The following is a 23727-nucleotide window of genomic DNA, read 5'->3' on the forward strand; positions in this document are numbered from 1 at the left end:
GCCGCCTGCGGAGGAGTAAACGATGACGACCCAGCGCACCCGGTCCCTAGGCCGACCGACCCTCGACGCGGTGGCGGCGCGGGCCGGGGTCGGCCGGGGCACCGTCTCCCGGGTCGTCAACGGCTCGCCACAGGTCAGCCCGGAAGCCCGGGCGGCGGTGCAGGCGGCGATCGCCGAACTCGGCTACGTGCCCAACCGCGCCGCCCGGGCCCTGGTCACCCAGCGCACCGACTCGGTCGCCCTGGTCGTCTCGGAGTCCGAAGAGCGGGTCTTCGGTGAGCCGTTCTTCGCCGCGATCGTGCGAGGGGTCAGCTCCGGCCTGCTCGACACCTCGATGCAGCTCTGGCTGGCCATGGCGCAGTCACCGGCCGAGCGCGAGCGCATCGAGCACCACCTGACCAACCAGCACATCGACGGCGTCCTGCTGCTCTCGCTGCACGACGCCGACCCCCTGCCCACCCTGCTCGAGCAACGCGGCCTGCCGGCGGTGCTCGGCGGCCGCCCGGCCCGGATGCTCCAGCCCGGCGCGCAAGAGGCCTACTACGTCGACGTCGACAACGCCGGCGGCGCCCGCCAGGCGGTCGAGTATCTGTTCGGGCGCGGCCGCCGCCGCATCGCGACGATCGCCGGCCCGCAGGACATGGGCGTCGGCGCGACCCGGCTGTCCGGCTACCGCGAGGCGGTCGCCGCGCTGGGCGCCGCGGTCGACGAGAAGCTGATCGCCTACGGCGACTTCAGCGAGGCCAGCGGCACGGCGGCGATGCGCGACCTGCTCGCCGACAACCCCGACCTCGACGCGGTGTTCGCGGCCAGCGACCTGATGGCCTACGGCGCGCTGCGGGCGTTGCAGGAGGCCGGCCGCAGCGTGCCGGGCGAGGTCTCGGTGGTCGGCTTCGACGACGCCCAGATCGCCCGCCAGGCCAACCCGCCGCTGACCACGGTGCACCAGCCGATCGAGGAAATGGGCCGCGAGATGGCCCGGCTGCTGGTCGCCCGCATCCGCCGCGAAAACCCCAACCCCCACGTTCTGCTCGACACGTCACTGGTCGAGCGCGAAAGCGCGTAGCTCAGCGCGCGCTACCGACGAGGGCCGTCGCGAGGGTTCGGATGATCTCGGTTTCGGCGGGGTCGGGATCGCCCTCGGGCGGGGCGTGCTCGGTGATGGCGGCGCCGACCACGTTGTCGATCCGGGACAGCAGCGCGGCCAGGCGGTCGGGCGCGACGCCGTTCGGCTCGGGGTAGCCGACCGAGGCGAACGCCGCCGGGTCGAGGACGTCGAGGTCGACGTGCACGTAGACCGGGCCCGACAGGCCGTCGACCGCGCGATCGAGGTCGTCGACGCCGAACGCACGGATGCCGGACTCGCCGAGGTAGGCGTATTCGGTCGGATCGCCGGCCCGGACACCCGCGATGATCACCTGCTCGGGACGCAGCGGCTCGGCCGGCACCAGCGGGGCCGCGCCGTCGCCGAGCAGGGTGCGCAGCACCATGCCGTGGAACGAGCCCGACGGCAGGGTGGTCGGTGTGTAGAGGTCGGGGTGGGCGTCGAACCAGAGCACGGTGAGGTCGTCGCCGTAGTGGGCCCGCGCGGCGGCGATCGGCGCCAGGTCGACGCCACACTCGCCGCCCGCGGTGACGACCGGGCCGTCGAGGCCGGCCAGCGCCCGCCGGGTGATTTTCAGGTTGGCGATCAGCACGTCGAGGGCGCGTACACCCTGGTCGAAGGTCCCTTGATCGTCGAGGACCGGGACGGTGACCACCGCGTCGGCGGGGATCAGCGCGGCCGTCTGCCGGGCGCCCGCCGCCAGCCGCCGGGCGTTGCCCGCCAGGGAGCCCTGCCACTGCGGAACGCACAGCGCCGTCGTCATTGCTGGGCGCGCCACTCCTCGGCGAGCATGGCGAAGTCGAGTTCGGTGCTCCACTCGCCCTTGAACAGCTCGTTGTGCACCAGCCTGGCCTCCTGGCGCAGGCCGAGCCGGCGCAGGACCTTGGCCGACGGCTCGTTGCGCTCGTCGATGCGGCCGATGATGCGGTGCAGGCCGAGGTCGTCGAAGCCGAGCCGGAGCATCGCCCGGGCCGCCTCGGTCGCGTAGCCGTTGCCCTCGAACGACGGGTTGACCACGTAGCCGATCTCGCCGCCGAGGTGGGTCAGGCTGTGGAAGAACAGGATGACGTCGCCGACCAGTTCGCCGGTCTCGGCCAGCTCGATGCCGAGCGTCAGCGACTGCCCCTCGTCGGTCAGGGCGGTGGTGGCCCAGTGTGTGGCGAGGCGCTGGGCGATGACGTCTTTGTCCATCGGCTCGAACGGCACGTAGCGGCACACGTCGGCCCGGCTGCGGTAGGCCAGCAGGGCGTCGGTGTCGGCCGCGGTCAGCGGGCGCAACCGCAGGCGTTCGGTCTGGACGGGATACGTGGGGTGGAGTTCTGGCACGCCGCCCATCGTGCCCTACGGCAGCCGCCACACCGAAGTGCGTTTCACGGTCATGCTTTCCAGAGCCATTGTCGTGGGTACGTCGTAGGCCGCCACCTGCGTGCCCGCGCCGCCGGGGCGGAACGCGCGGCCCGGGTCACCGGCGTAGGCGTCGGCACCGGCCTTGCGGGCCCGGCGCAGGAACGCGAACATCCGCTTCGCGAACTGCTCGCTGTAGAACACGTCGCCGGCCAGGACGACGTCGGCGTCGGCCTCGCCGTCGAGGATGTCGGCCCGCTCGGCCGTCACCGTGACGCCGTTGGCGGTCGCGTTGGCACCGACCGCGGCGATCGCCAGCGGGTCGATGTCGACCGCGCGCACCGAGGCCGCGCCCGCGCGGGCCGCGGCGATCGCCACCAGGCCCGAGCCGCAGGCCACGTCGAGCACCCGGCGGCCGGCCACCACCGACGGGTTGTCGAGCACGTAGCGGGCCAGCGCCTGCCCGCCCGCCCAGGCGAACGCCCAGAACGGCGGTGGCTGCTCGCTGCGGAACTCGCCCTCGGTCAGCTCCCAGAGCCCGATCGGCTCGTCGGCCTGGTGCAGCGAGATCTCTGGCGTCAGCGGCACCGGCTCCAGCCGGGCGTGCAGCTTGACGAACGCGTCGATGAGGTCGGTCATCAGTTGATGTCTTCCGCCCAGGCCCGCCAGTCGTCGAGCACGCCGTAGAGAGAGGGGGTCAGCCAGCCCGGCGCCGAGCGGCCGAACACGCCGGGCTCCATCGCACCGGCGCCGTCGGGCAGCACGCCGACCAGGTTGTCGACCAGGTCGGTCAGGTTGGACCAGTGCACCAGTTCCGGCTCGGCCGGCCAGGCGCCGAGCACCACGCCGGCCGACACCGCCCGCCGGGCCAGCGCTTCCAGGGTGAGCGCGATGTGGTTGAGCGTGCCGCGGCCGGCGCGGGCCACCACCACGGCCGGCGCGCCCAGCGACACCGCCAGGTCGGCCATCGTCCACGCCTCACCCGACGGGCGCAGGCCCATCGGCACGAGCAGGCCGCCGGCGCCCTCGATCAGGACCACGTCGTGCTTGTCGACCTCAGCGCGGACGGCGTCGACGACGGTGTAGAGCTCGAGCGGCTCGACGTCGGCGATCCGCGCGGCGGTCAGCGGCGACAGGGGTTCCGGGTAGGCCGCCAGGTTGCGAACCGTCTCCGGGGCCGCGAGCAGCCGGACAATGTCCACGTCGGAGGGTTCGCCGGTCTGTGCGGGCTTGACCACCGCCACCCGCAGCCCGGCGGCCTGGGCCGCGACGGCGATCGCCGCGGTCGCGATGGTCTTGCCGACCCCGGCGTCGGTGCCGGTGACCACGATCGGCCCGGTCCACGCGTCGCTCACGGCGGGAACTCCACCACAACCGGCCGGGCCCGGTCAAAGTCGTTCACCTAGTCGATCAGGTCTTCGGGGAGGAGGTCGAGCAGTAGGCCGTCGTGGAACGTGCCGTCGGGGCCGCGCTCGTAGCGGCGCAGCACACCGACCCGGCGGAAACCGACCCGCTCGTAGGCGCTGATCGCGGCCGCGTTGGCCGCCGCCGGGTCGATCACCAGCCGGTGGTGGCCGACCGTGTGGAACAGGTGCTTGGCCATCGTGCGGATCGCGTCGGTGCCGATGCCCTTGTTGTGCGCATGCGGGTCGAGGTAGATGTCCATGCCGGCGTGCCGGTACATCGGGTCGGCTTCCTCGTAGGTCTGCACGGCGCCGACCATGCGGCCGTCGACCTCCACGACGTAGGTGCGGTCGAGGTCGTCGGCCACCGCCGCGGGGTAGTCCTCCTCGTCACCCCACCAGTGGGTGACCTCGGGGGACGAGCGGATCAGGGCGAGCGGTGCGATGTCGGCATCGGTCGCCGGGCGGAGAAGCACCATAGCGCCGGTCAACGTCGTCATTCTTGGAAGGCTAATCCGCGAGTGGGCGATGGCGCGCCGGATTTCTGCCCGACTGGGTTCGGTGGGTGTTTGTCGCATGCGGTACCAGCGCGCGGAGCAAGGTCCGGTACGGCGATCGTGCCCGCCACACCGGCCGTCGCCGCCACACGGTGGTACCAGCGCCTTTGGCCTTTCGGCCGGGACGCATAGGTGTTATCGGGCATTAAACTCGGAGCTGTCCGTGGAGCCGCGCGCGACTACGCGCAGCGGAGGACACGAGGGGGCGGATGTGGGCGCATCCGCCCCCTTTTTTTATGCCCGTAAATACATCGCGGGCGCGATGCCGAACCGGCATCACGCCCGCGATGAGGGCCCCTTCCCGCCGTCCCACGGGAAGGGACCCGGACCCATCCCCTACCCCCGGCGACCCGGTCCTGTTGCCAGGACTCGTTCCGTCGGAGCCTTGCTCGGCGTCAGGTCGACGCCGAAGTCTTGAGTGGCACGGTCACGCTGGCGACCGCTCCGTCGCGCTGCGTGGGCACCGTGTGCCCGAGCCGCCGCAGCGTGCGCTCCATGCCCGGGTTGTCGACACCCGTGTGCGCCAGCACCGCCGCACAGCCGAGCCGTTCGGCCCGGGCGAAGGCCCGGCGGACCAGCGCGGTGCCGATGCCCTTGCGCTGCCAGCCGTCTTCGACGACCACCGCCAGCTCCGCCAGTGAGCCTTCCATGACCAGGTTGGCCATGGCGACGACGGTATCCACGGAGGTGATCCCCGGCACGGTCGCGAGCAGCGTGCGGACCCGCGCCGGGTCGAGCAGCCGGGCGAGCTGAGCGGGTTCCGGCACCTTCACGTAGCGCTGCCCGCGGGTGGCCGGCGAGCAGCGTTCGTGCATCGCCATCAGGGCCGCCAGGTCGTCGGGCAGCGCCGGCCGGAGCACGATCTCGGCGCCGTCCGGCAGCAGCAGGGTCGCCGAGTCGGTCGAGGCGGCCGCCGCGACGTCGACCAGGGCCTGTGCGCGGGCATATTCGGCGGGGGTGAAATCAGGAGCCGCTCGGCGTACGTCGTAGCGCCCGCCGGTCGGGTCCGGCAGCGCCATGGCGTCGGCGCGCATGCCCGGCCGGGTGGGGCTGTCGGGTCGCCAGGTGACCTCGTCGGCACCGAGCAGCGAGCGCAGCGCGTCGCCGAGCGCGTCGGGGTCGCGGACCAGCCGGGTGGCCAGCGAGAGCGCTCGCGTCGGCTGGTCGGCCAGGCCCTCCGCCTCGGCCGGCGCGATCCAGCTGTTGCGGCCGCGGCCCCGCTCGACCGCCACCCGCAGGTCGGCCTCGGTCATCGTGTGCGGTGCGTCGACCAGGAACTCGTCGACGGCGCCGACCTCGGTGGTGTGCACCTGGACAGCGAGGATGTTGACCGCCTTGAGCGCGAGGCTCGCGGTCAACACGGATAGGAAGCCCGGACGGTCGTCGACCGTCGCGCGGATCCGCCAGAGAGTCATACCGTCCCTCCTTCACATCGTTAGAGCGGCTGGGGCCAGTGGGGCTCAGGCCGCCGGGACCGGCGGCGCGGTGACCAGGTCGAGCCGGTCGCCGAGGATCACCGCGGCGGCGCGGACCAACTGCGCCATCCGGTCGACCTCGCTGATATGGAACGCGGCGGCCGGGAACTCCTCGCCGGCGCCACGGGCGACCACCAGCACCAGGCCGGCCCGGCCGAACGGCGCGGCCGCGTACCTGATGCCATCGGCGCTGTCGAGGGGTCGCGCCCGCAGTGGCGTGACCTCCGGAAGCCGCAGCGGTGCCGGCGCCCGCCAACTCGCGGTGGCGACCGCCGGGGTCGAACCCGATGCCGAACCAGCACGGGCCGCCCAATCGGCGGGTACGACCGCGGCGGCCGCCCAGTCCGCGGCGAGCAACCCCGGGATGGCGTCGACCAGGGTGGCCAGGCCATCGGCGGGGTTGGCGGCGAGTTGGCCGAGCAGCTCCGCGTCGTGGCCGCTGGTGGTGGGCGCGCCGATCGCCCGCCAGATGCCGTCGACGTGCACGCCCGGAATCGCACCGAGCCCAGCGCGCAGCCGCTCCAGCCGGTTGCTGCCCGGCCATACGACGGTGAAGTCGTCGACGGCCCGGCCACCCAGCCGTTCCAGCACGACCACCTGGACGATGTCGGCACCGGCGACGCCTAGCGTGCGCGCCACCTGACCGAGCGCCCCGGGCCGGTCGGGAAGGGTTACCCGAACCCGTAACAACATCCCGTCTCCCTCGCTCGCGTTGGCAACAGCCTGCCGGTTGACCATTTCGTCCCTGTTGCCGAGCCATGTCTCGCCAGGAACAAGCTTGGCTTGACACCGTGAACCGCGTGCCCTCAACTGTTCAGATGACCGAGGAGGGGCCGGCTGGGCTCGATCTGCGTAGTCTGTCCGGCTACCTGGGCGTGCCGGTTTCCGCCACTTTGATCCCGGGCGGGCGCTCCAACCTCACCTATCACGTGGTCGCCGGCGGCGAAGACCTCGTGCTGCGCCGGCCGCCGCTGGGCCACGTGCTGGCCACCGCACACGACATGGGCCGCGAGTTCCGGGTGCTCTCCGCGCTGGCGCCGACCCCCGTACCCGTGCCGGAAACGATCCGGTTCTGTTCTGACGACTCGGTGATCGGCGCGCCGTTCTATCTCATGCGCCGGGTCGAGGGCGCGGTCATGCGCAGCACGACGCAGACCGACCCGCTCGGTGCCGACCGCCGCCGTTCGCTCGCGTTCGCGATGATGGACACGCTCGCCGCCCTGCACGCCGTCAAACCCGACGACGTGGGCCTCGGCGACTTCGGCCGCCCGGACGGTTTCGTCGCGCGGCAGGTCAAGCGCTGGAGCGGCCAGCTCGACAAGTCGCGCAGCCGCCCGTTGCCAGACGTCGACGCGTTGCGCGACCGGCTTGTTGCGACCATCCCCTCGTCCCTGGGACAGGGTGCTGTCGTGCACGGCGACTACCGGCTCGACAACCTGATCGTCGCACCCGACGGCAGCGAGATCCGCGCGGTGCTCGACTGGGAGATGGCCACCCTGGGTGACCCGCTCACCGACCTCGGGCTGCTGATGACCTACTGGGACGTGCTCGGCGGCCCGGCCGCGGCCGGTGCAGCGGGTGTGGTGGCCGACGGGATCGGCCCGCGCGCGGGGTTCCCGACCGGCGCCGAGTTGATCGACCGGTATGTGGCCAGCGGCGGCGTCGACGTCGGCCCGCTCGACTGGCACGTGGCGCTCGGCTGTTTCAAGCTGGCCGTGATCGCCGAAGGGATCTACTACCGATACACGCTCGGCCAGACCGTTGGCGAGGGCTTCGAGCGGTTCGCCGACATGGCCGGCCCGCTCACCGCGCACGGGCTCGCCGCACTCGCACCCGTGGAGGGCTGATGGACTTCGGCTTCGACCAGCGCACCGGCGAACTGCACGAGGCGGTCAACGACTTCCTCATCGAACAGGTGTATCCGGCCGAGCCGGTGTTCACGGCCCAGATGGAACAAGCTTCGAATAAGTGGACCCGTCCGCCGATCATCGACGATCTCAAGACCGAGGCCCGCCGGCGCGGTCTGTGGAACCTGTTCCTGCCCGGGGCACACGGCGCCGGCCTGTCCAACCTGCAATACGCCCCGCTGGCCGAGCTGCTGGGCCGCAGCCCGCACCTGGCACCCGAGGCCCTCAACTGCGCCGCGCCCGACACGGGCAACATGGAGTTGCTGGCCGAGTTCGGCTCGCCGGAGCAGCAGGCGCGCTGGCTGTCCCCACTGCTGGAGGGCACGATCCGCTCGGCGTTCTGCATGACCGAGCCCGAGGTGGCGTCGTCCGACGCGACCAACATCGCGACCACCATCCGCCGCGACGGCGACGACTATGTGATCGACGGTCGCAAGTGGTGGTCGTCGGGCGCGATGGACCCGCGCTGCGAGATCTTCATCGTGATGGGCAAGACCGACCCGTCGGCCGAACGCCACAAGCAGCAGAGCATGATCCTCGTGCCGCGCGACACGCCGGGTGTTTCGGTCCTGCGGGGCATGACGGTGTTCGGTTTCACCGACGGCTCGCACGGCGGACATGCGGAGATCACATTCGACGGTGTACGCGTTCCAGCTTCTTCTTTGATTGCCATGGAAGGTGACGGCTTCGGGATCGCCCAGGCGCGGCTAGGCCCGGGGCGGATTCACCACTGCATGCGGCTGATCGGCATGGCCGAGCGAGCCCTGGAGTTGCTGTGCGCGCGAACGGCGTCGCGGGCGGCGTTCGGCAAGCCGCTGTCGGAGCAGGGCGTGGTGCGCGACTGGATCGCCGAGTCGCGGGTCCGGATCGAGCAGGCCCGGCTGCTGGTGCTCAAGACCGCGTGGCTGATGGACACGGTCGGCAACAAGGGCGCACACACCGAGATCCAGGCGATCAAGATCGCGACGCCGTCGATGGCCGAGTGGGTCATCGACAAGGCGATCCAGGCCCATGGTGCGGCCGGCGTCAGCCAGGACACCCCACTGGCGGCACTGTGGACCTCGGCCCGCACGCTGCGCCTGGCCGACGGCCCCGACGAGGTGCACCGCGCCTCGCTGGCCCGCCGCGAACTGCGGAAGTGGTCGCTGAGCTGAGCTGCTGTTGTCGGCTCGCTTGACCTCTTTGGCTGCACGTGCCAATAATAGTTGGCATGAGCCAAGATTCGCTGACCGGCGACGAGCTCGTGCGGGTCCTGGCCACCCTGGGCAGCCCGCACCGGGTTCGGGTGCTGGCGGCGCTCTCGCAGGGTCGGGCCTACGTCTCGCAGCTCGCCCGCGACCTGGGCATCAGCCGCGCCCTGCTCCAGGTTCACCTCAAGAAGCTCGAGCGCGCCGGCCTGGTGACCGCGCACCTCGAGCTCTCCGACGACGGCAAGGCGCTCAAGTTCTACGAGATCGCGCCGTTCTCGCTGCACCTCACCCCGGCGGCGATGGCTGCCGCCGCCGCTTCGCTCACCGACGACGCATTGAAAGGACCTGAATAGATGGACATCACCGCTGCGGTATTCCTCGTTGTCGTGGGTGCGCTCGCGATCGCCGTCCTCTGGTATGCCGCTTCGCGACACCGCACGGCCGTGCTCGCCGGCGCCGCGACGGACACGTCCCGCCAACTCGCCGGAATCAGCGAGCAACTCGACGCCGTCAACGCCCGGGTGGCCCAGGTCGAACGCATCCTCAAAGACGCCGAATGACCGCCGCCGCGGCGGCCGACCTGTCGCAGGCCCGCGCGGCGTGGCTCACCGCGCCCAACGCGATCACCCTGGTCCGAACCGTCGCGGCGATCGCGCTGGCCCTCCCGGCACTGGTGCAGCGGAGCTGGCCGCTGCTGGTCGCCGCCTACCTCTGCTACTGGCTGGGCGACATCCTCGACGGCGCGGTCGCCCGTTGGCTGTGCCAGGAGACGCGGGTAGGCGCGGTCTTCGACATCGTCGCCGACCGGGCGTGCACGTCGCTGTGCGCGGCCGCGCTGGTCACCCTGGAACCCTCGATGGCCCTGCCGATCGGCATCTTCCTGGCCCAGTTCATGGTCCTCGACTGCGGCCTGAGCCTGACGTTCCTACGCTGGCCCTTGCTGAGCCCGAACTACTTCGCCCAGGTGCACCGCGCGGTCTACCTGTGGAACTGGTCGCCGGTGGCCAAGGCAGTCAACACGGGCGCGCTCGTCGTGCTGGTCCTTTTGGCACCGTCCCCGGCCTGGCCGGCGCTGTTCGCCGTCGCGGTAGCGGCGGTAAAGGCCATCTCCCTGGTCGCGGTCGCCCGCCTCGCGCCGCCGCCATCTCGATGATCACCTACTTGACGGTCGCCCTGGTCGGCTTCGCGTCGGCATTCCAACCGTTCCTACCGGCGGAGGCATACCTGGTCGGGGTGACAGCCACCACCGGCGCGGTGCCGGTGCTGGTCGGCCTGGCAGCCGCGGCGGGCCAGACGGTCGGCAAGGTGGTCGTCTTCCTGGCGAGCCGGGGCCTGGTCCGCTGGTCTTTCGTCCGCCGCCTGATCGACCGCCCTCCGTCGCCGAAACCCCCGTCAGCTCTCCGCCGCCGGATGACCGCCCTGGTCGCACGCCTGGACGAACCACGCTGGTCGGCGGCGATGCTCCTACTGAGCGCGGTGGTGGGCATCCCACCTTTGATCGCAACCACGATCTACGCCGCCCGCACCCCAATGCGCCTACCAGTCTTCGCGGCGCTGACGTTTGCGGGCCGCTCAGTCCGCTTCGTCATCCTTGCCCTGGCGCCAGCCCTGGTCATGACCTGAACAATCGGTCCTGGCCTCGTAACCGCCATTCGGACAGATCGGGGCCCGCCGCCTTGCACGCTCGCTGCCAGGCCGATCTCGCCCGTCGTTATCCGGCGAGTCGCGAAGGTGCGTTCCCGCCGCTCCGGGTGGGTGGGTGTTTGTTGTTTGCGGGCCGTGAGGGTCTGTTTGCTGCCGGTCCGGGTGGGTGGGGGTTGTTGTGCGGGCCGTGAGGCTGCGTTTTGCTGCCGGTCCGGGTGGGTCTTTGTTGTTGTGCGGGCCGTGAGGCTGCGTTTTGCTGCGGTCCGGGTGGGTGTTTGTTGTTGTGCGGGCCGTGAGGGTGCGTTCCCCGCCGGCCGGGTGGGTGTTTGTTGTTGTGCGGGCGTGAGGGTGCGTTCCCCGCCGGTCCGGGTGGGTGCATGTCGTTGTCCGGTGGACTCTGAAGGTGCGTTCGTTGCCTGGCCGCGGAATGCCGGTTGTTCTTGGGCGGGCCGTCAAGGTGTGCTCGCCGCCGGACTGCGGTAAGGCCGCAACGTTGTCTGGCGGACTGCACCGCGCGCCTCCAAGCCGGGAGGAGTGTGTCGTTGTCGGGCGGGCCGCGAAGGTGTCGCTCGCGGTTGGACCGCGGAGAGCGCGTCGTCGTCGGGCGACCGTGAAGGTGCGCTCGCGGCCACGCCGCGGTGACGCACTCTCCATCGGCCGGGGATAGTGCAGTTCCGCGGTGGGCCGCCACAGTGCGATTCTCCGAGGGGCTGGCAAGGTGTATTTCCCAGGGACTGGCACGTGCAGTAGCTCGGGGGCTGGCCGCCGCCGCGACCAGCCCGACCGTCGCCCGCACTGGGCCGCGCTGCGCACCGTGGCGACCGGCCGCGGCCCTAAGGGGCTGGTAGGTGCGGCAGGGTGCGGTTCCCCGGTTCGCGGCAGGGTGCAGTCCCGCTCGGTCGCGCTGGCTCGTTTGCCACCCGGCTGCCGTGGCGCACTTGCCGTCGCGTCGCAGTGGTGCAGTTCCCGCCGGGTCGCGACAGGGGACTTCCTGTGGAGTCGGGGTCGTAGAGGCGTTCTTTCGCGCGGTCGGGATGGTGGCACCTTGGGCGCAAAGGTGCGCTTCCGGTTTGAGACGATGCGCCTTTCCCACTCGGCCCCGTGATGCATTGTCGCTGATTTGGGAGGCGGCGCCGCTTGGCGGTTTGGCACCCTTCCCAATTGGCGCATCCGGTGCGCTAAGCGCTGGGAGCCGAGGTGCAATTCGTGCTGGATGCGACGGCGCCTTTTCTGCCCGTGGCGATGGTGTGCGCTCGGCCGGAATGCTCGCGGCCGGCCTGATCGGTCCCTCTCCCCGTTGCCCCAGTTGATCGGTAGGGCTCTTTGCACCGGGGTCCTGGCGGGCTGCCGGGCGCACGGCCCGGTCGGGCGGTGTTGAACCCGCGGAGACCGAAGGGGAAGCCGGGTTAGGGCCGGGCCGCTCCGGATGCATCCCGGCCGTGGTCAGGGTGTGAGGCGCGCAGCCGTCGCCGCGCAAGCGGCGCAGACGCTCAGCGTGCCGTCGGGTCAGGCCCCAGGCGCGATGGCGCTCATGCTCCCGGCGGAATTCCTCACCCGCGGGCGAATAACTGCGGGAGGCACTGCGATCGCGCATGGCAGCCAGCTCTGTCGTGTTGAACAATTGGAGCTGCCGCATACATCAATTGTCCCCTATTCCAGTCCAGAAATCCGCCCCGCCCAAGGCTTTCGATTATGCAAAATCTAGACGCACGATCCCGGAAGTGCGCGGCCGCCGGCGCAGCAACGCATTCGACCGTAGAGGAGAAATGGACGTTGAGCCATCCCAGTGGGAGAATCTGCCGCCGCGAGGGGCTGCGACCGCGAACAGCGACGCCCAAACCAACCACGCAAAGGGTGGCGCGGCCGAGCGCTAGTCGCCTGCTGCGCGGGGGCGGATTAGGCGGATGCCGTTGACCGGTGCGCGGACCATTGAGATCAGGGCGGCCGGGGCCTCGTCGAGGGTCAGGTCGTCGGTGACCAGCTCGTCGGGGCGTAGCTTGCCTGCCTCTATCAGCCGCAGCATTTCTGGGAACGCGTGTGCCGGCAGGCCGTGGCTGCCGCGTAGCTCCAGCTCGTAGGCGATCACCCGGTCCATCGGCAGCGCTGGGCGACCGGTCACCGCCGGCAACAGGCCCACCTGGATGTGCCGGCCGCGGCGGCGCAGGCATTCGATTGACGTTACGCAGGTGACCGACGAACCCAGGGCGTCGAGCGACAGATGTGCCCCGCCGTCCGTGCGGTCGCGGACCGCCGCCGCCACCTCGGCCGGGCCGCCGGGGATTGACGACGCGTCCAGCACCTCGGCCGCCCCGGCCAGCGCGGCCAGTTCCAAAGCGCGGGGGGCGATGTCGACCGCGATGACCCGGGCGCCGGCCGCCGCGGCCACCATTACCGCCGACAGGCCGACGCCGCCGCAGCCGTGCACCGCCACCCACTCGCCCGGCGCTACCCGGCCCTGGTGGACAACAGCGCGGAAGGCGGTGCCGAAACGGCAGCCGAGGCTGACCGCCGCCGTGTCGCTGACCGAGTCGGGCAGGCGCACCAGGTTGACGTCGGCGTGTTCGACCGCCACCAGTTCGGCGAACGAGCCCCAGCGGGTGAAGCCGGGCTGGCTCTGGTTGGAACAGACCTGTTGGTCGCCGGCCAGGCAGCTCGGGCAGTGGCCGCAGGCGCAGATGAACGGCACCGTGACCCGGTCGCCGGGGCGCCAGCGGGCGACACCTGTGCCGACCGCGGTGACCACGCCGGCGAACTCGTGGCCGGGCACGTGTGGCACGACGATGTCCGGGTCGTGGCCCCGCCAGCCGTGCCAGTCGCTGCGGCATAGGCCGGTCACCGACACGCTGATCACGGCGCCACCTGGTGGCGGTGTCGGGTCGGGCAGCTCGCGAACCTCGGGTGGCGACCCGAAAGCCTCGTAGTAGACGGCGCGCACGCGGTCAGGTTACGCCGCGCCGGTCCACCTCGGGTCACGACCGAATGCCGCTATCAAACGGTCCTGCGTACGAGCGTCCGCCGGCACCTCGACCCGCGCCGCGATGGCCCCGCCCGCCCGGTAGCCCTCCTCGTTCGCCGGGAACCAGACGGCCACCTCGTCGACCAGGCCGTCGTCGAGGTCGCGGTCGGCGTCGATCGCCGAGGCCAGGTCCCAACCGTGCACCAGGTGGTCGGCGAGCAGTTGCCGCACGTACTCCGGAGCGGGTGTCATCCCGAACGACAACTCGACCGTGCGCGAAAGGGCGCCCGGCGCGCTCACCGCCGCGGCCGCCTCGGCCAGCGCGTCGCGGGTCGCGGCCACCGGGTCGTCGCCGAGCAGGTCGCCCTCGAAGCGGTTGCCGACCGAGCCCAGGCTGGCGCCGTTGATCAGCGGTACGGTCCAGCGGTCCTCGTACACGATGTGGTTGACCAACTGCCGCACTGTCCACGCCTCGCAGGGCGTCGGCGCCGCCCACTGGTCGGGGCGGACCTGCGCGACCAGGTCGCCGAACCCGCTGAGGGCGCGCCGATATGCGGCGATGAGCTCCATATGCCGATTGTGCGCCGGGACCGCCGAACAAGAGCGCGGATCGCGCCAAGTCAACCCCGCAGGGCGCCGCGGAACGTCCAGGCCAGCACCGCGCCGAGCGCGACCACGCCGACCGCGCAGGCGCCGGCGATGGTCAGCCCGTCGGCCTTGCCGAGCACCGGCGACAGCGCCGTGCCGGCCAGCGCCGAGCCGGCCGCGAAGCCGAGATAGACGGCGGTGTTGGCCCAGGTGAAGGCCTCGGTCCGGGTGGTGTCCGGCGACAGCTGGGCGACCAGCGTGAACTCGACCGTGGTGGTGGGCGCGATGAACAGGCCGGCGAAGAGCAGCAGCACGCCGAGCGTCCACAGGTTCTGCTGTAGCAGGATCACGCCGAAGCCGAGCACGTTGCCGACCATCAGGATCCCGTACTGCTGCCAGGGTGGGGTCCGGAACGACCGGCCGGCGTACCAGAGGCCGCCGGCGATCGAACCGACGCTCCACACCGCGATCAGGATCCCGGCCTGGTCGGCGTGGCCCTCGAACGCCGCGTGGGCCGGAATCGCCACCTCCATGAGGCCATAAGCGACGGAGGCCAGCCCGGCGACCGCCAGCACGACGAGCATCCCGGGGGAGCGGACCGGGCTCACCCTGCGCTGGCGGGCCGGAGGAGCGGGCCAGCCGCGGCGCACCGCCGGCGCCGTCGCGAGGCCGACGGAACCGACAAAAGTGACCACGGCGGCAACAACCGTCGCGGCGTATGCGTCGAACACAGCGGTGATCACGCCGACCACCAGCGGACCGACCACATAGGTCAACTCGACCGCGATCGCGTCCAAGGCGTAGGCCGTGTGGACGTGCGCCGGTGCGATCCGCGGCAGCACCGCCCGGGTGACCGGGTCGATCGGCGGGTTGACCGCGCCGGCGAGGCCAGCGAGCACCACGGCCGCCCACGACGGCGCGCCGGACCGCAGTGCCACCACGAGGGCGACCAGCAGCGCGGCCTGGGCCAGCCCGCACCAGACCAGCACGCCGACCGCGCGACCCCGGTCGGCCAGCCGGCCGAGCACCGGACCGAACGCCGCGGTCAGCGCCGAGTTGGCCGCCGTCGCCAGCCCGGCGGCGCCGTATGACCCGGTGCCGGCCGCGACGACCAGCACGAACAGCAGCGTGAGCATGCCGAACGGCAGGCGGCCGACCAGCGACGGCACGGCGACCCGCAGGACCCCGGGCGTGCGCAGCAGGTCGCCATAGCGACGCAGCGCCCGAGGCACCGTCAGCCGGCGAGGTTACGCAGTTGGAGCAGCTCGTCGACGGTGGTGTCGAGGAGGTCACCGGGGTGGTCGCGGAGGATCCGCGGTGTGGCCAGCAACGTGTCCTGCCGGCCGGGCGGGCCGGCGAGCACCGGCCACAGGCCGACGTTGGCGCAGCTCTCCACGGCCTCGGCGGCCCAGCCGGGCGGGTCGACCATCGACACGAACGAGCCGCCGTCGATCGACAGGATCAGGTGGCTGGCGACCAGCGCGGTGGTCAGCGCGACCTCGTCGCCGTCGGCGCCGGCCCGGGTGCGGTTCTCCACCCAGACGCGCAGCCGCCGCGCCGGGCGGGCGGCCAGCACCGGCTGGGCGCTGACGTTGACCATCGCGCACAGCGGCCGCCGGTGGCGGACCACCTGACCGACCAGCGTGCCGCGGGCGTCGTGCAGTTCGGTGCGGTCGAAGCCGCCCGGCACCCGCACCGTGTGCCGCGCGGGGCTGCCGCGCAGCGTCGCGTCGTCGACCTCGAAGAGGATCTCGTGCTCGACCGCCTCGTCGCAGGAGGCCAGCGGACCGCCGTCGACGTCTAGCGAGCCGACCGGCTTGAACCGGCCGCGCTCCGGCAGCCAGCGGTAGACCACCCGGCGCTGCACCTGAAGGAAGCGCAGCAGCACGCAGAGCCGGAAGCCGTCACGGGCCTCCACCAGGCATTCGGTCTGCGCGGTCGCGGAGAGCGACTCGTTGGCGGCGGCGATGTCGGCCGGCATCAGCACGCCGAACTGCCATCGGCTCGGGTCGCGGTGACCCGCTGCGCGGTAGGGGCGGAGCACCGGTCCGGCGCACAGGACGGTGTCGGCTATGGTCCGCGCCGCATCGATGTTCATGAGCGCTGCTGCACCTCGGCTTCTTTGCTGGGCCTGAACGGGACGGCGGATCCCACGGGGCAGCGCGTGGCAGTGGCGGTTGAACAGGTCAAAAGCGATCATGTCGACCGTTTTGGCCAGCATAAGCCCGCTGTGGCGCATCGCTCAAGACCGTTGTCCCGTGTCGCCCAGACGGCCGTTCACCCGCATGGATGACCAGTGCGGGGACTGGTTGCGGCACTCCGAGATCGGGCGAACACTGGGTCGTCCCGTTGTGGAAGGCGGCGATTGCCGTGAGCGCGCCGGACGACTTGTCGAGCGACCGCACCGCCGAGCGTCAGTGGATCTGCGCCCGCCGGATCCGCGAGCGCCGGCGACAGCTCGACCTGACCCAGGCCGACCTCGCCGACCTGCTGACCCGGCGCGGGGTGCTGCTCACCAACCGCACGGTGAGCGCGATGGAAAACGGCCGCCGGCTCGACCTGGGCAAGCTGCCCGACCTCGCGGCGGCGTTGACCTGCTCGGTGACCTACCTGCTGGGGATGACCCGCGACCCGTCGCGGTGGGAACCCGACGACTGGCAGCCGATCACAGGATGACCACTTGGCGGGCGGTCGTCGCGGCGGCCAGCGCGTCGAAGCCCTCGTTGATCTCGTCGAGCCGCAGCCGGCCGCCGAGGAGCAGGTCCGCCGGCAGCGATCCGGCCTGATAAAGCGCGATATAGCGCGGGATATCCCGGCGGGGCACCGCACCGCCCAAATAGGAGCCGCGCAGCGTACGTTCCTCGGCGACCAGCGACACGGCCGGGATCGACAGCAGCTGACGCGGATCCGGGAGGCCGACCGTGACGGTCGTGCCGCCCCGCCGGGTGGCGGCGTAGGCCGCGGCGAGCACGGCCGCGCTGCCGACCGCCTCGATCGCGACGTCGGCGCCGCCGCCGGTCAGGTCGCGCACCGCGGCCACGGTGTCGGGACCGCCGTCGAGCGTTTGCGTCGCACCGGCCTGCCGAGCCAGCGGATGCTTCAAACCGACCGGGTCGACGGCGACGATCGGATGGCAACCGGCGACGCGGGCGCCCATCACGGCGGCCAGACCGACGCCGCCGAGGCCGAACACCACCGCGGCGGTCCCCGGCCTGGGCCGGGCGGTGTTGACCACCGCACCCACGCCGGTCAACAGGGCGCAACCGAAGAGCGCCGCGCGGTCGAGCGGCACCGACCGGTCCACCGGCACCAGTGACTCCGCCGCCACGACCGTGTACTCGCTGAACGCCGAGACGCCGAGATGCTGGTGCAGTTCGAGGCCGCCCCGCCGGAACGGCCGGTGACCGCTGAGCAGCGAACCAACGGTGTTCGCGGCCGCGCCGGGTTCGCACAGCGCCGGCCGGCCGGACTGGCAGGGTGCGCAACCGCCGCAGGCCGGGACGAACGCGCAGACCACGTGGTCGTCGACGCGCAGGCCGCGTACGCCCGGCCCGACCTCGACCACCACACCGGCCGCCTCGTGGCCCAGCACCATCGGCAGCGGCCGCGGCCGGGAGCCGTCGATGACCGACAGGTCCGAGTGGCACAGCCCAGCGGCGGCGACCCGGACCAGAACCTCGCCCGCGCCGGGCGGGCGCAGCTCAACCGAATCCACGGTCAGCGGGCGGCTGTCGCCATAGGGCGCCGGTCGCCCGCTCTCCTCGAGCACTGCCGCTCGGGTCGTGATCACGGTGGGCACGGCCACGGACGCTAAGCAGGGCAACGTTCCATGTCAACGAGTCGGAGGATTCCTCACGTGTGTCGTGCGGCGAGCGATGTGCGCCGCCCACCGATACTTGGGTCCATGATGGGCAAGTCGCACGCGCTCTCCGGAGCGGTTGGTTGGTTGGGCGGATGCGCGGGGCTGGTCGCGGCCGGGCACCCGGTCGGGCCGGTGGCGGTGGTCGCCGGCGCCGTCGTCTCGTCCGGCTTCGCGTTGCTGCCCGACATCGACCACCCCGGCTCGACCGTTTCCCGCACCCTCGGGCCGGTCACCCGGCTGATCTCGCGGAGCGTCTCCGACGCGGCCGGCGCGTTCGGCAAGGCCACCTGTGACCACTGTGACCGCCGGCCCGGGCAGGGCGGCCACCGGCTGATCACCCACACCGTGCCGTTCGCGCTCGCGGTGTTCGCCATCGCGGCCCTGGCCGGGCGGGTCTGGGGCGTCACGACCAGCGTCGTCATCGTGGGCTTCGCGGTCTGGCTGGCGACGCACACCGCCCTGCGCCCCAACACCCGCGCCGAGATCATCGACGCGCTGATCCCCGGCCAGGTGCGCGGCAAGCGGGCCCGCAAATACGCCGCGGCGCTGGGCTCGCTGGTCGCCGCCGCCGTCGTGGCGCTCGCCGTGCGCGAGGTCGCCGAGCCGGGCGCGAGCTGGTGGTGGGTCGGCCTGGCCGCCGGCTGGGGCACGCTGGCCCACTCGCTCGGCGACTCGCTCACCCACTGGGGCAGCCCGCTGTTCTGGCCGGCCCGGATCCGCGGCTGCACCTGGCGCACCGTCGGCACACCGCGGTGGATGCGCTTCCGGGCGGGCGGCGCGGTCGAGCGCTGGCTGGTCGCACCGGCGATGGGGCTGTTCGGCCTGGGTGCCGCCTATCTGCTGCTGGCGCCGTTCGCCCGCACCTATCTCGGGTAGCGCACGCCGCTGAAGTTGACCCGCAGCGTGTAGACCGAGGTGGTCGCCGTGATGAACAGGTGGTTGAGCTGCGGCCCGCCGAAGGTCAGGTTGCTCACGATCTCGGGCACCAGCAGCTTGCCGAGCAGCGTGCCGTCGGGCGCGAAGCAGTGCAGCCCGTCGTGGGCGGCGGCCCAGATCCGGCCCATGGCGTCGAGCCGCAGCCCGTCGAACGAGCCCGCGTCGCAGGTCGCGATCACCTCGCCGCCGGTCAGGTTGTCGCTCTCGGCGACGTTGAACCGGCGGATGTGCTTGCGCCGCGTGTCAGCGATGTAGAGCGTCTCCTCGTCGGCGCTGAACGCCAGCCCGTTGGGGCGCTCGAACTCGTCGGAGACCATCCGCACCTCGCCGGAGTGCGGGTCGATCCGGTAGACGTGGCAGCCGTCGAGCTCCGGCTCGGCCGCGTGGCCCTCGTAGTCGGTGGTGATGCCATAGCTCGGGTCGGTGAACCACACCGAGCCGTCGGCCCGCTCGACCACGTCGTTGGGGCTGTTGAACTGCTTGCCGCGGTAGCGGTCGGCCAGCACGGTGATGCTGCCGTCGTGCTCGGTGCGGGTCACCCGCCGGTTGCCCTGCTCGCAGCTCACCAGCCGGCCGGCGCGGTCGACGGTGTGCCCGTTGGTGAAGCCCGCCGGCTGCCGCAACGCGCCGACCGCACCGGTCGCCTCGTCCCACCGCAGCAGGCGGTCGTTGGGGATGTCGCTGAAGACCAGGTAGCGCCCGGCCGGGAAGTAGGCCGGGCCCTCGGTCCAGCGCCCGTTGCCGAACAGCCGCTCCAGGTGGGCGTCGCCGTCAGTGCGGCCGAACCGCTCGTCGACCGAGACGAACCGGGCGGGCACCCGATCGACCTCACGTCGAACGTCATATGGCGTTAGCATGGAAAGACTGTATCCTGTTCGGTGTTGGATGTGAACGGCGGATGGGAGTCGGTCTCGGGATGGACCACGCGGATGCGATTCTGATCGCCGAGCTGCAACGCGACGCGACCCAGCCCTACACGGCCCTGGCCGCTGCTGCCGGGTTGTCAACGGCGGCGGCCCATGATCGGGTACGCAAGCTGCGCGACCGTGGCGTCATCCGGCGGACCACGATCGAGGTCGACCCGGCGGCAGTGGGTGCGCCGGTGCTCGCGTTCGTGCTGATCCGCAGCGAGCATTGGGTCGGCGACGACGCCACCCGCGAGCGACTGGCGGCGATCCCCGAGGTCGAAGAGGCGCACGTGGTCGCCGGCACCGCGTCGCTGCTACTCAAGATCCGCGCTGCCGGCACCGCCGAGCTGCAAGACGTGTTGCGCCGGCTGCACGGTGTGGGCAGCACCGAGACGATTGTCGTGCTCGAATCGTTCTTCGATCGCCCCGTCCACATCACCGGTCCCTAGCTGGCCGAAGCGCGCGTGCCCGGGGGTCGATCCCTGAAATGCTCGAAAACATGGCAGAAAATGGGGTACGTCCGCCGAATCCGCCGCCCAACGGCCACCACCACGATGGCCAGCACAACGGGCACCGGGATACGCCCATCGCCCGCCAGGACGACGTGTTCCTCGACATCCCCAAGCTTCAGGTCGACAAGATCGAGTTGGATGTCGCCAACCTGCGGGCCCGGGTCTCCCTCAACGCCGAGGTGCTGAGCCTGTTGCGGCTCAACGTCGGCGTCGACGCGGCGATCGATCAGGTCCATCTGGGCATCGCGGGTGTCGACGCGCAGGCCCAGCTCAAGGTCAGGCTGGAAAACGTCGCGCACATCATCGACAGCGTGCTCGGCACGATCGACGAGCACCCGGAGATCATCGCGCCGCTGGTGGAGAACGCCGGAAAGGCGATCGGTGCGGCCGGCCGGGGCATCGAGTCGGCCGTGACCGACACCGGCCGCGGCGCCGGCCAGGCGGTGCGCGAGATCGGCGGCGGCACCGGCCACGCGGTCCGCGACGTCGGCGGCGGCGCCGGTGAAGCCGTGCGCGACGTCGGCAGCGGCGCGGGCGGAGCGGTGCGCGACGTCGGCGGTGGAGCCGGCCAGGCCACCCGCGACGTGGGCGGGGCGGCGGGCGAGGTGGTCAACGGCGCTGGCCAGGCGACCGGTGAGGTGGTCAACGGTGCAGGTCAGGCGACGGGGGCTGCGGTGAACGGCGCTGGCCAGGCGGTCAACGGTGCCGGCCAGGCGACCGGGGCTGCGGTGAACGGTGCCGGCCAGGCGGTCAACGGTGCCGGCCAGGCGACCGGGGCTGCGGTAAACGGTGCCGGCCAGGCGACCGGCGAGGTGGTCGACAGCGCGGGCCCGGCGACCGGCGAAGTCGTCGACGGTGCGGGCCGAGCGACGGGCGAGGTGGTCGACAGCTCTGGCCCGGCGACGGGCGAGGTCGTCGACGGAGCAGGCCGGGCGGTCGGCGATGCCGCGCCCAAGGCCGGTGCGGCGAACACCGACGTCGGCGACACCATGGGTGGTGCCACCGACGCCGGTGTGAATGATGTCCCCGCGCGGGCCACGGGAGCCGGTAAGCAGGTGACCGACCACGCCGCGGAGGCCGAGACGGAAGGCGGCGACCAGCCGGACATCTCGGCACAGTCGACCGTCGCCGCCGACCGCGAAGAGAAGCGCGACAACGTCGAGAGCCCGCCCCGCCACACGGGCCTGCCGAGGCGTAAGCCCCGGACCTGGTAGAAGAGGAGGCGGGTCGGTGCCGACTACGCGTCAGCGCCGACCTTCTCCTCATCCTTCTTCGTCTCGGACTCGTCCTTCTTCTCTTCGGGCTTGCCCTCGTCGGACTGGTCCTTGGCCTGCTCGTCGCCCTTGTCAGCCGCAGCCTTGTCCTCGGGCTGCTCCGCGCCCTCGTCCCCGCGCTCGTCCTCCTGGACGACCTCGCCGTCGCGGATCTCGCCGCGCCAGCCCTTGACGTCGTCGGGGTTGAGGATGGTCTCGCGCATCACGTGCCGCACGAAGTGCTTGAGCTCCAGCCGGGCCCGGCGCCCGGGTGCGCGCCACAGGTTGCCGGTCTGCTCCATGAAGCCCTGCGGGTGATACTCCAGCACCACCAGGATGCGGGTGAGGTCCTGGGTGACCTCGTGGAAGGTGACGGTGCCGTCGACCGAGCCCTTCTCGCCCTTCGAGGTCCAGACGATCCGCTCGTCGGGCACCTGCTCGGTGATCGTCGACTCCCACGTGCGGTGCGACCAGAAGACCTGGGCCTTCCACTTCATCTTCTCGGAAGACTCCTGGTCGATGTCTTCGACCTTCTTCATGAAGCTGGGGAAGCTCTTGAACTCGGTCCACTGGTTGTAGGCGACCGAAACCGGCACACCTACCTCGATCGACTCGACGATGTTGGTGACCTTGAGCGAGTTTTTACCGCCGCTCTTCTTGTTGCCACCGCCGAACGCCTGCTTGACCCCCTCCTTGCCGCCGGCCACGCCCGCTCCGGCGAGCGCCTTCACGGGCGAGTCGCCCTGCTGGAGGCCCTCCATGCCCTTCGCGATCGCCGTCTTGCCGGCGCCGTCGCCGCCGCCCGCAAACTCGGTGAGGCGGTCGGTCAGGTCTCCTACCTTGTCGTTGACCGACGCCATGGCCTTGTCGGCCACCGCTCCGGCAATGCTTTGCAGTCCTTCCAGCAGTTTCCCGGTGACCGGGCCGCCGGATCCGTTACTACCGTTACTCACTTGTCTTCCTCTCCGGAGTCGGAGTCGGAGTCGGAGTCGCCCTGGCGCATCGCCATCGCCCGCTCGGTGAGTCGCTCACCGATCCGGTCGGCGGAGCGCACGAAGGCGGAAACGGCGGCCGTCTTTCCGGCACCGCCGAGCTTGCTCACCAGGCCCGAACCGTGGTGGTTGCCCTGGTTGTCCTGCCCCTTGCCATTGCCGCCACCGCCGCCGGCGTTGCGGGCCGCCATCCGGCCGCCCGCGGCCGCGGCGCCGACCATCAGCGCCGTGCGAAGTTTGTGTTGCCGGCCGAGCACGTATCCGACGCCGACCGCCAGCGCGGCACCCCCACCAGGCTTCATGATGGCTCCCTCCGTTGTCCGGCCATCCTTGTTGCCCTACCCGTAGCCGCCACGGCAAAACGTGAATAAGGACATATAATCCGATTTGGTCTGGTACGAGAGCGCGACCCCAGCCGGTACGGTGCCGCTGTGCCGCGAACCGCCGTCGTCTTCGACCTGTTCAACACCCTCGTTCCCGGCGCTGACGCCGCTCGCGACCGGGTGCTCGAGGAGATGGCGGCGGTCGTCGGCGTCGACCCGGCCGCCTTCGTCCGCGCCCACCACGAGAGCTGGCCCGACCGGCTGGTCCGCTGGGGCGCGGCGGAAACCGTGCGGATCCTCTCCGGCCGCCTCGGCGCGCGGCCCTCGGACGCCGCGGTGGCGCGTGCCTTGCGGCTCCGGTTCGACCTGGGCGCGCGGCTGCTCGCCGACGTCACGCCAGCCACCCTGGACGCGCTCGACACGTTGCGGGCCGGCGGCTACCGGCTCGCGCTAATCAGCAACACCACCGCCGAGACCGCCGAGCTGTGGCCGGCGACCGCCCTGGCCCGGCGGTTCGACGCCGCGGTGTTCTCGCCGCAGGCCGGTGCGGCCAAGCCGGACCCACCGATCTACCGGGCCGCCGCCGACCGCATCGGCGTGCGCCCGGAGGGGTGCTGGTTCGTCGGTGACGGTGCCGACCGCGAGCTGGCCGGCGCGGCGGCCGTCGGTATGGCGGTGATCCGCACGACCGAGTTCCAGGACACCGACCCGGCGTGGCCGGGCGAGTCCGTCGCGTCGCTGGCGGAGCTGGTCACCCGCCTGACCTGAGGCC

The 23727-nt window shown here is 71.7% G+C and carries 27 protein-coding genes; 12 read left to right on the plus strand and 15 right to left on the minus strand.

What is annotated here, in order from left to right; all coding sequences use genetic code 11:
* The first annotated feature begins 22 nt into the window (after positions 1–22).
* Positions 23–1066, plus strand: a complete 1044-nt coding sequence (locus DFJ67_RS20400) for a LacI family DNA-binding transcriptional regulator (protein ID WP_116069455.1) — start codon at positions 23–25, stop codon at positions 1064–1066.
* Position 1067: 1 nt separating this feature from the next.
* Here DFJ67_RS20400 and DFJ67_RS20405 read toward each other — a convergent pair whose 3' ends face one another.
* The 7 genes from DFJ67_RS20405 to DFJ67_RS20435 form a co-directional block, all read right to left on the minus strand.
* Complete coding sequence (locus DFJ67_RS20405; RefSeq protein ID WP_116069456.1) at positions 1068–1868, minus strand: arginase family protein; 801 nt, start codon at positions 1866–1868, stop codon at positions 1068–1070.
* Positions 1865–2431, minus strand: a complete 567-nt coding sequence (locus DFJ67_RS20410) for a GNAT family N-acetyltransferase (RefSeq protein ID WP_239097289.1) — start codon at positions 2429–2431, stop codon at positions 1865–1867. The genes DFJ67_RS20405 and DFJ67_RS20410 overlap by 4 nt, the downstream gene beginning before the upstream one ends.
* Before the next feature lie 15 nt (positions 2432–2446).
* Positions 2447–3088, minus strand: a complete 642-nt coding sequence (locus tag DFJ67_RS20415; RefSeq protein WP_116069458.1) for a class I SAM-dependent methyltransferase — start codon at positions 3086–3088, stop codon at positions 2447–2449.
* Entirely contained in the window at positions 3088–3780 is a 693-nt protein-coding gene (bioD, locus tag DFJ67_RS20420) for a dethiobiotin synthase (protein WP_116076457.1), read from the minus strand. The genes DFJ67_RS20415 and bioD overlap by 1 nt, the downstream gene beginning before the upstream one ends.
* A 71-nt stretch (positions 3781–3851) precedes the next feature.
* A complete protein-coding gene (locus DFJ67_RS20425; RefSeq protein WP_116069459.1) occupies positions 3852–4352 on the minus strand; it encodes a GNAT family N-acetyltransferase in 501 nt (166 codons plus the stop codon).
* Between the two features lie 452 nt (positions 4353–4804).
* Positions 4805–5824, minus strand: a complete 1020-nt coding sequence (locus tag DFJ67_RS20430) for a GNAT family N-acetyltransferase (RefSeq protein WP_116069460.1) — start codon at positions 5822–5824, stop codon at positions 4805–4807.
* A gap of 45 nt (positions 5825–5869) precedes the next feature.
* A complete protein-coding gene (locus DFJ67_RS20435; RefSeq protein ID WP_116076459.1) occupies positions 5870–6577 on the minus strand; it encodes an ACT domain-containing protein in 708 nt (235 codons plus the stop codon).
* A gap of 125 nt (positions 6578–6702) precedes the next feature.
* Here DFJ67_RS20435 and DFJ67_RS20440 point away from each other — a divergent pair, with 125 nt between their 5' ends.
* From DFJ67_RS20440 to DFJ67_RS20465, 6 genes are read left to right on the plus strand one after another with little or no spacing between them, the layout of a single operon-like run.
* Entirely contained in the window at positions 6703–7731 is a 1029-nt protein-coding gene (locus DFJ67_RS20440; protein ID WP_116069461.1) for a phosphotransferase family protein, read from the plus strand.
* Positions 7731–8945 carry an acyl-CoA dehydrogenase family protein gene (locus DFJ67_RS20445; RefSeq protein WP_116069462.1) on the plus strand — a complete coding sequence of 405 codons (1215 nt, stop codon included), beginning with the start codon at positions 7731–7733 and terminating at the stop codon, positions 8943–8945. The genes DFJ67_RS20440 and DFJ67_RS20445 overlap by 1 nt, the downstream gene beginning before the upstream one ends.
* Before the next feature lie 56 nt (positions 8946–9001).
* Positions 9002–9334 (plus strand): ArsR/SmtB family transcription factor, encoded by a 333-nt coding sequence (locus DFJ67_RS20450; protein ID WP_116069463.1) that lies wholly within the window; start codon positions 9002–9004, stop codon positions 9332–9334.
* The gene (locus tag DFJ67_RS20455) at positions 9335–9541 is read left to right on the plus strand and encodes a hypothetical protein (RefSeq protein ID WP_116069464.1); all 207 of its coding nucleotides are present in this window, start codon (positions 9335–9337) and stop codon (positions 9539–9541) included.
* Entirely contained in the window at positions 9538–10134 is a 597-nt protein-coding gene (locus DFJ67_RS20460; RefSeq protein ID WP_116069465.1) for a CDP-alcohol phosphatidyltransferase family protein, read from the plus strand. Before DFJ67_RS20455 ends, DFJ67_RS20460 begins: the two co-directional genes overlap by 4 nt.
* Positions 10131–10604, plus strand: a complete 474-nt coding sequence (locus tag DFJ67_RS20465; RefSeq protein WP_116069466.1) for an SNARE-associated domain-containing protein — start codon at positions 10131–10133, stop codon at positions 10602–10604. Before DFJ67_RS20460 ends, DFJ67_RS20465 begins: the two co-directional genes overlap by 4 nt.
* 1891 nt (positions 10605–12495) lie before the next feature.
* Here DFJ67_RS20465 and DFJ67_RS20470 read toward each other — a convergent pair.
* The 4 genes from DFJ67_RS20470 to DFJ67_RS20485 are packed head-to-tail and all read right to left on the minus strand — an operon-like array spanning position 12496 to position 16267.
* Positions 12496–13560 carry a zinc-dependent alcohol dehydrogenase family protein gene (locus DFJ67_RS20470; protein WP_116069467.1) on the minus strand — a complete coding sequence of 355 codons (1065 nt, stop codon included), beginning with the start codon at positions 13558–13560 and terminating at the stop codon, positions 12496–12498.
* A 9-nt stretch (positions 13561–13569) separates the two neighbouring features.
* On the minus strand, positions 13570–14151 hold the full coding sequence (locus tag DFJ67_RS20475) for a TIGR03086 family metal-binding protein (RefSeq protein WP_116069468.1): 582 nt from the start codon (positions 14149–14151) through the stop codon (positions 13570–13572).
* A 50-nt stretch (positions 14152–14201) separates the two neighbouring features.
* On the minus strand, positions 14202–15401 hold the full coding sequence (locus DFJ67_RS20480; RefSeq protein ID WP_116069469.1) for an MFS transporter: 1200 nt from the start codon (positions 15399–15401) through the stop codon (positions 14202–14204).
* Positions 15402–15403: 2 nt separating this feature from the next.
* Positions 15404–16267: a hypothetical protein gene (locus DFJ67_RS20485; RefSeq protein WP_116069470.1), complete on the minus strand. Its 864-nt coding sequence runs from the start codon at positions 16265–16267 to the stop codon at positions 15404–15406.
* Positions 16268–16539: 272 nt separating this feature from the next.
* Between DFJ67_RS20485 and DFJ67_RS20490 the strand changes: the two genes are divergently transcribed.
* Positions 16540–16845, plus strand: coding sequence for a helix-turn-helix domain-containing protein (locus tag DFJ67_RS20490; RefSeq protein WP_170215916.1), 306 nt, complete (start codon positions 16540–16542; stop codon positions 16843–16845).
* On the opposite strand, the gene DFJ67_RS20495 is transcribed toward DFJ67_RS20490, so the two are convergent.
* The gene (locus DFJ67_RS20495) at positions 16835–17968 is read right to left on the minus strand and encodes an alcohol dehydrogenase catalytic domain-containing protein (protein ID WP_239097658.1); all 1134 of its coding nucleotides are present in this window, start codon (positions 17966–17968) and stop codon (positions 16835–16837) included. The two genes, DFJ67_RS20490 and DFJ67_RS20495, sit on opposite strands and share 11 nt — an antisense overlap.
* Positions 17969–18073: 105 nt before the next feature.
* Here DFJ67_RS20495 and DFJ67_RS20500 point away from each other — a divergent pair, with 105 nt between their 5' ends.
* A complete protein-coding gene (locus DFJ67_RS20500) occupies positions 18074–18907 on the plus strand; it encodes a metal-dependent hydrolase (protein WP_170215917.1) in 834 nt (277 codons plus the stop codon).
* Here DFJ67_RS20500 and DFJ67_RS20505 read toward each other — a convergent pair.
* Complete coding sequence (locus DFJ67_RS20505; RefSeq protein WP_116069473.1) at positions 18895–19824, minus strand: SMP-30/gluconolactonase/LRE family protein; 930 nt, start codon at positions 19822–19824, stop codon at positions 18895–18897. The genes DFJ67_RS20500 and DFJ67_RS20505 overlap by 13 nt on opposite strands.
* 59 nt (positions 19825–19883) lie before the next feature.
* On the opposite strand from DFJ67_RS20505, the gene DFJ67_RS20510 reads away from it, so the two are divergent.
* Both DFJ67_RS20510 and DFJ67_RS20515 read left to right on the plus strand, forming a co-directional pair.
* Positions 19884–20324, plus strand: a complete 441-nt coding sequence (locus DFJ67_RS20510; RefSeq protein ID WP_116069474.1) for an Lrp/AsnC family transcriptional regulator — start codon at positions 19884–19886, stop codon at positions 20322–20324.
* A gap of 50 nt (positions 20325–20374) precedes the next feature.
* Positions 20375–21601: a TrbL/VirB6 family protein gene (locus DFJ67_RS20515; RefSeq protein ID WP_147315556.1), complete on the plus strand. Its 1227-nt coding sequence runs from the start codon at positions 20375–20377 to the stop codon at positions 21599–21601.
* 23 nt (positions 21602–21624) lie between these two features.
* Here DFJ67_RS20515 and DFJ67_RS20520 read toward each other — a convergent pair whose 3' ends face one another.
* On the minus strand, positions 21625–22593 hold the full coding sequence (locus tag DFJ67_RS20520) for an SRPBCC family protein (protein ID WP_211333960.1): 969 nt from the start codon (positions 22591–22593) through the stop codon (positions 21625–21627).
* On the minus strand, positions 22590–22934 hold the full coding sequence (locus tag DFJ67_RS20525) for a hypothetical protein (RefSeq protein ID WP_116069476.1): 345 nt from the start codon (positions 22932–22934) through the stop codon (positions 22590–22592). The genes DFJ67_RS20520 and DFJ67_RS20525 overlap by 4 nt, the downstream gene beginning before the upstream one ends.
* Before the next feature lie 129 nt (positions 22935–23063).
* Here DFJ67_RS20525 and DFJ67_RS20530 point away from each other — a divergent pair, with 129 nt between their 5' ends.
* Positions 23064–23723: an HAD family hydrolase gene (locus tag DFJ67_RS20530; protein ID WP_116069477.1), complete on the plus strand. Its 660-nt coding sequence runs from the start codon at positions 23064–23066 to the stop codon at positions 23721–23723.
* The last annotated feature ends 4 nt before the right edge of the window (positions 23724–23727 follow it).

The organism is Asanoa ferruginea, from assembly GCF_003387075.1.
GTDB classification, from domain to species: Bacteria; Actinomycetota; Actinomycetes; order Mycobacteriales; family Micromonosporaceae; genus Asanoa; species Asanoa ferruginea.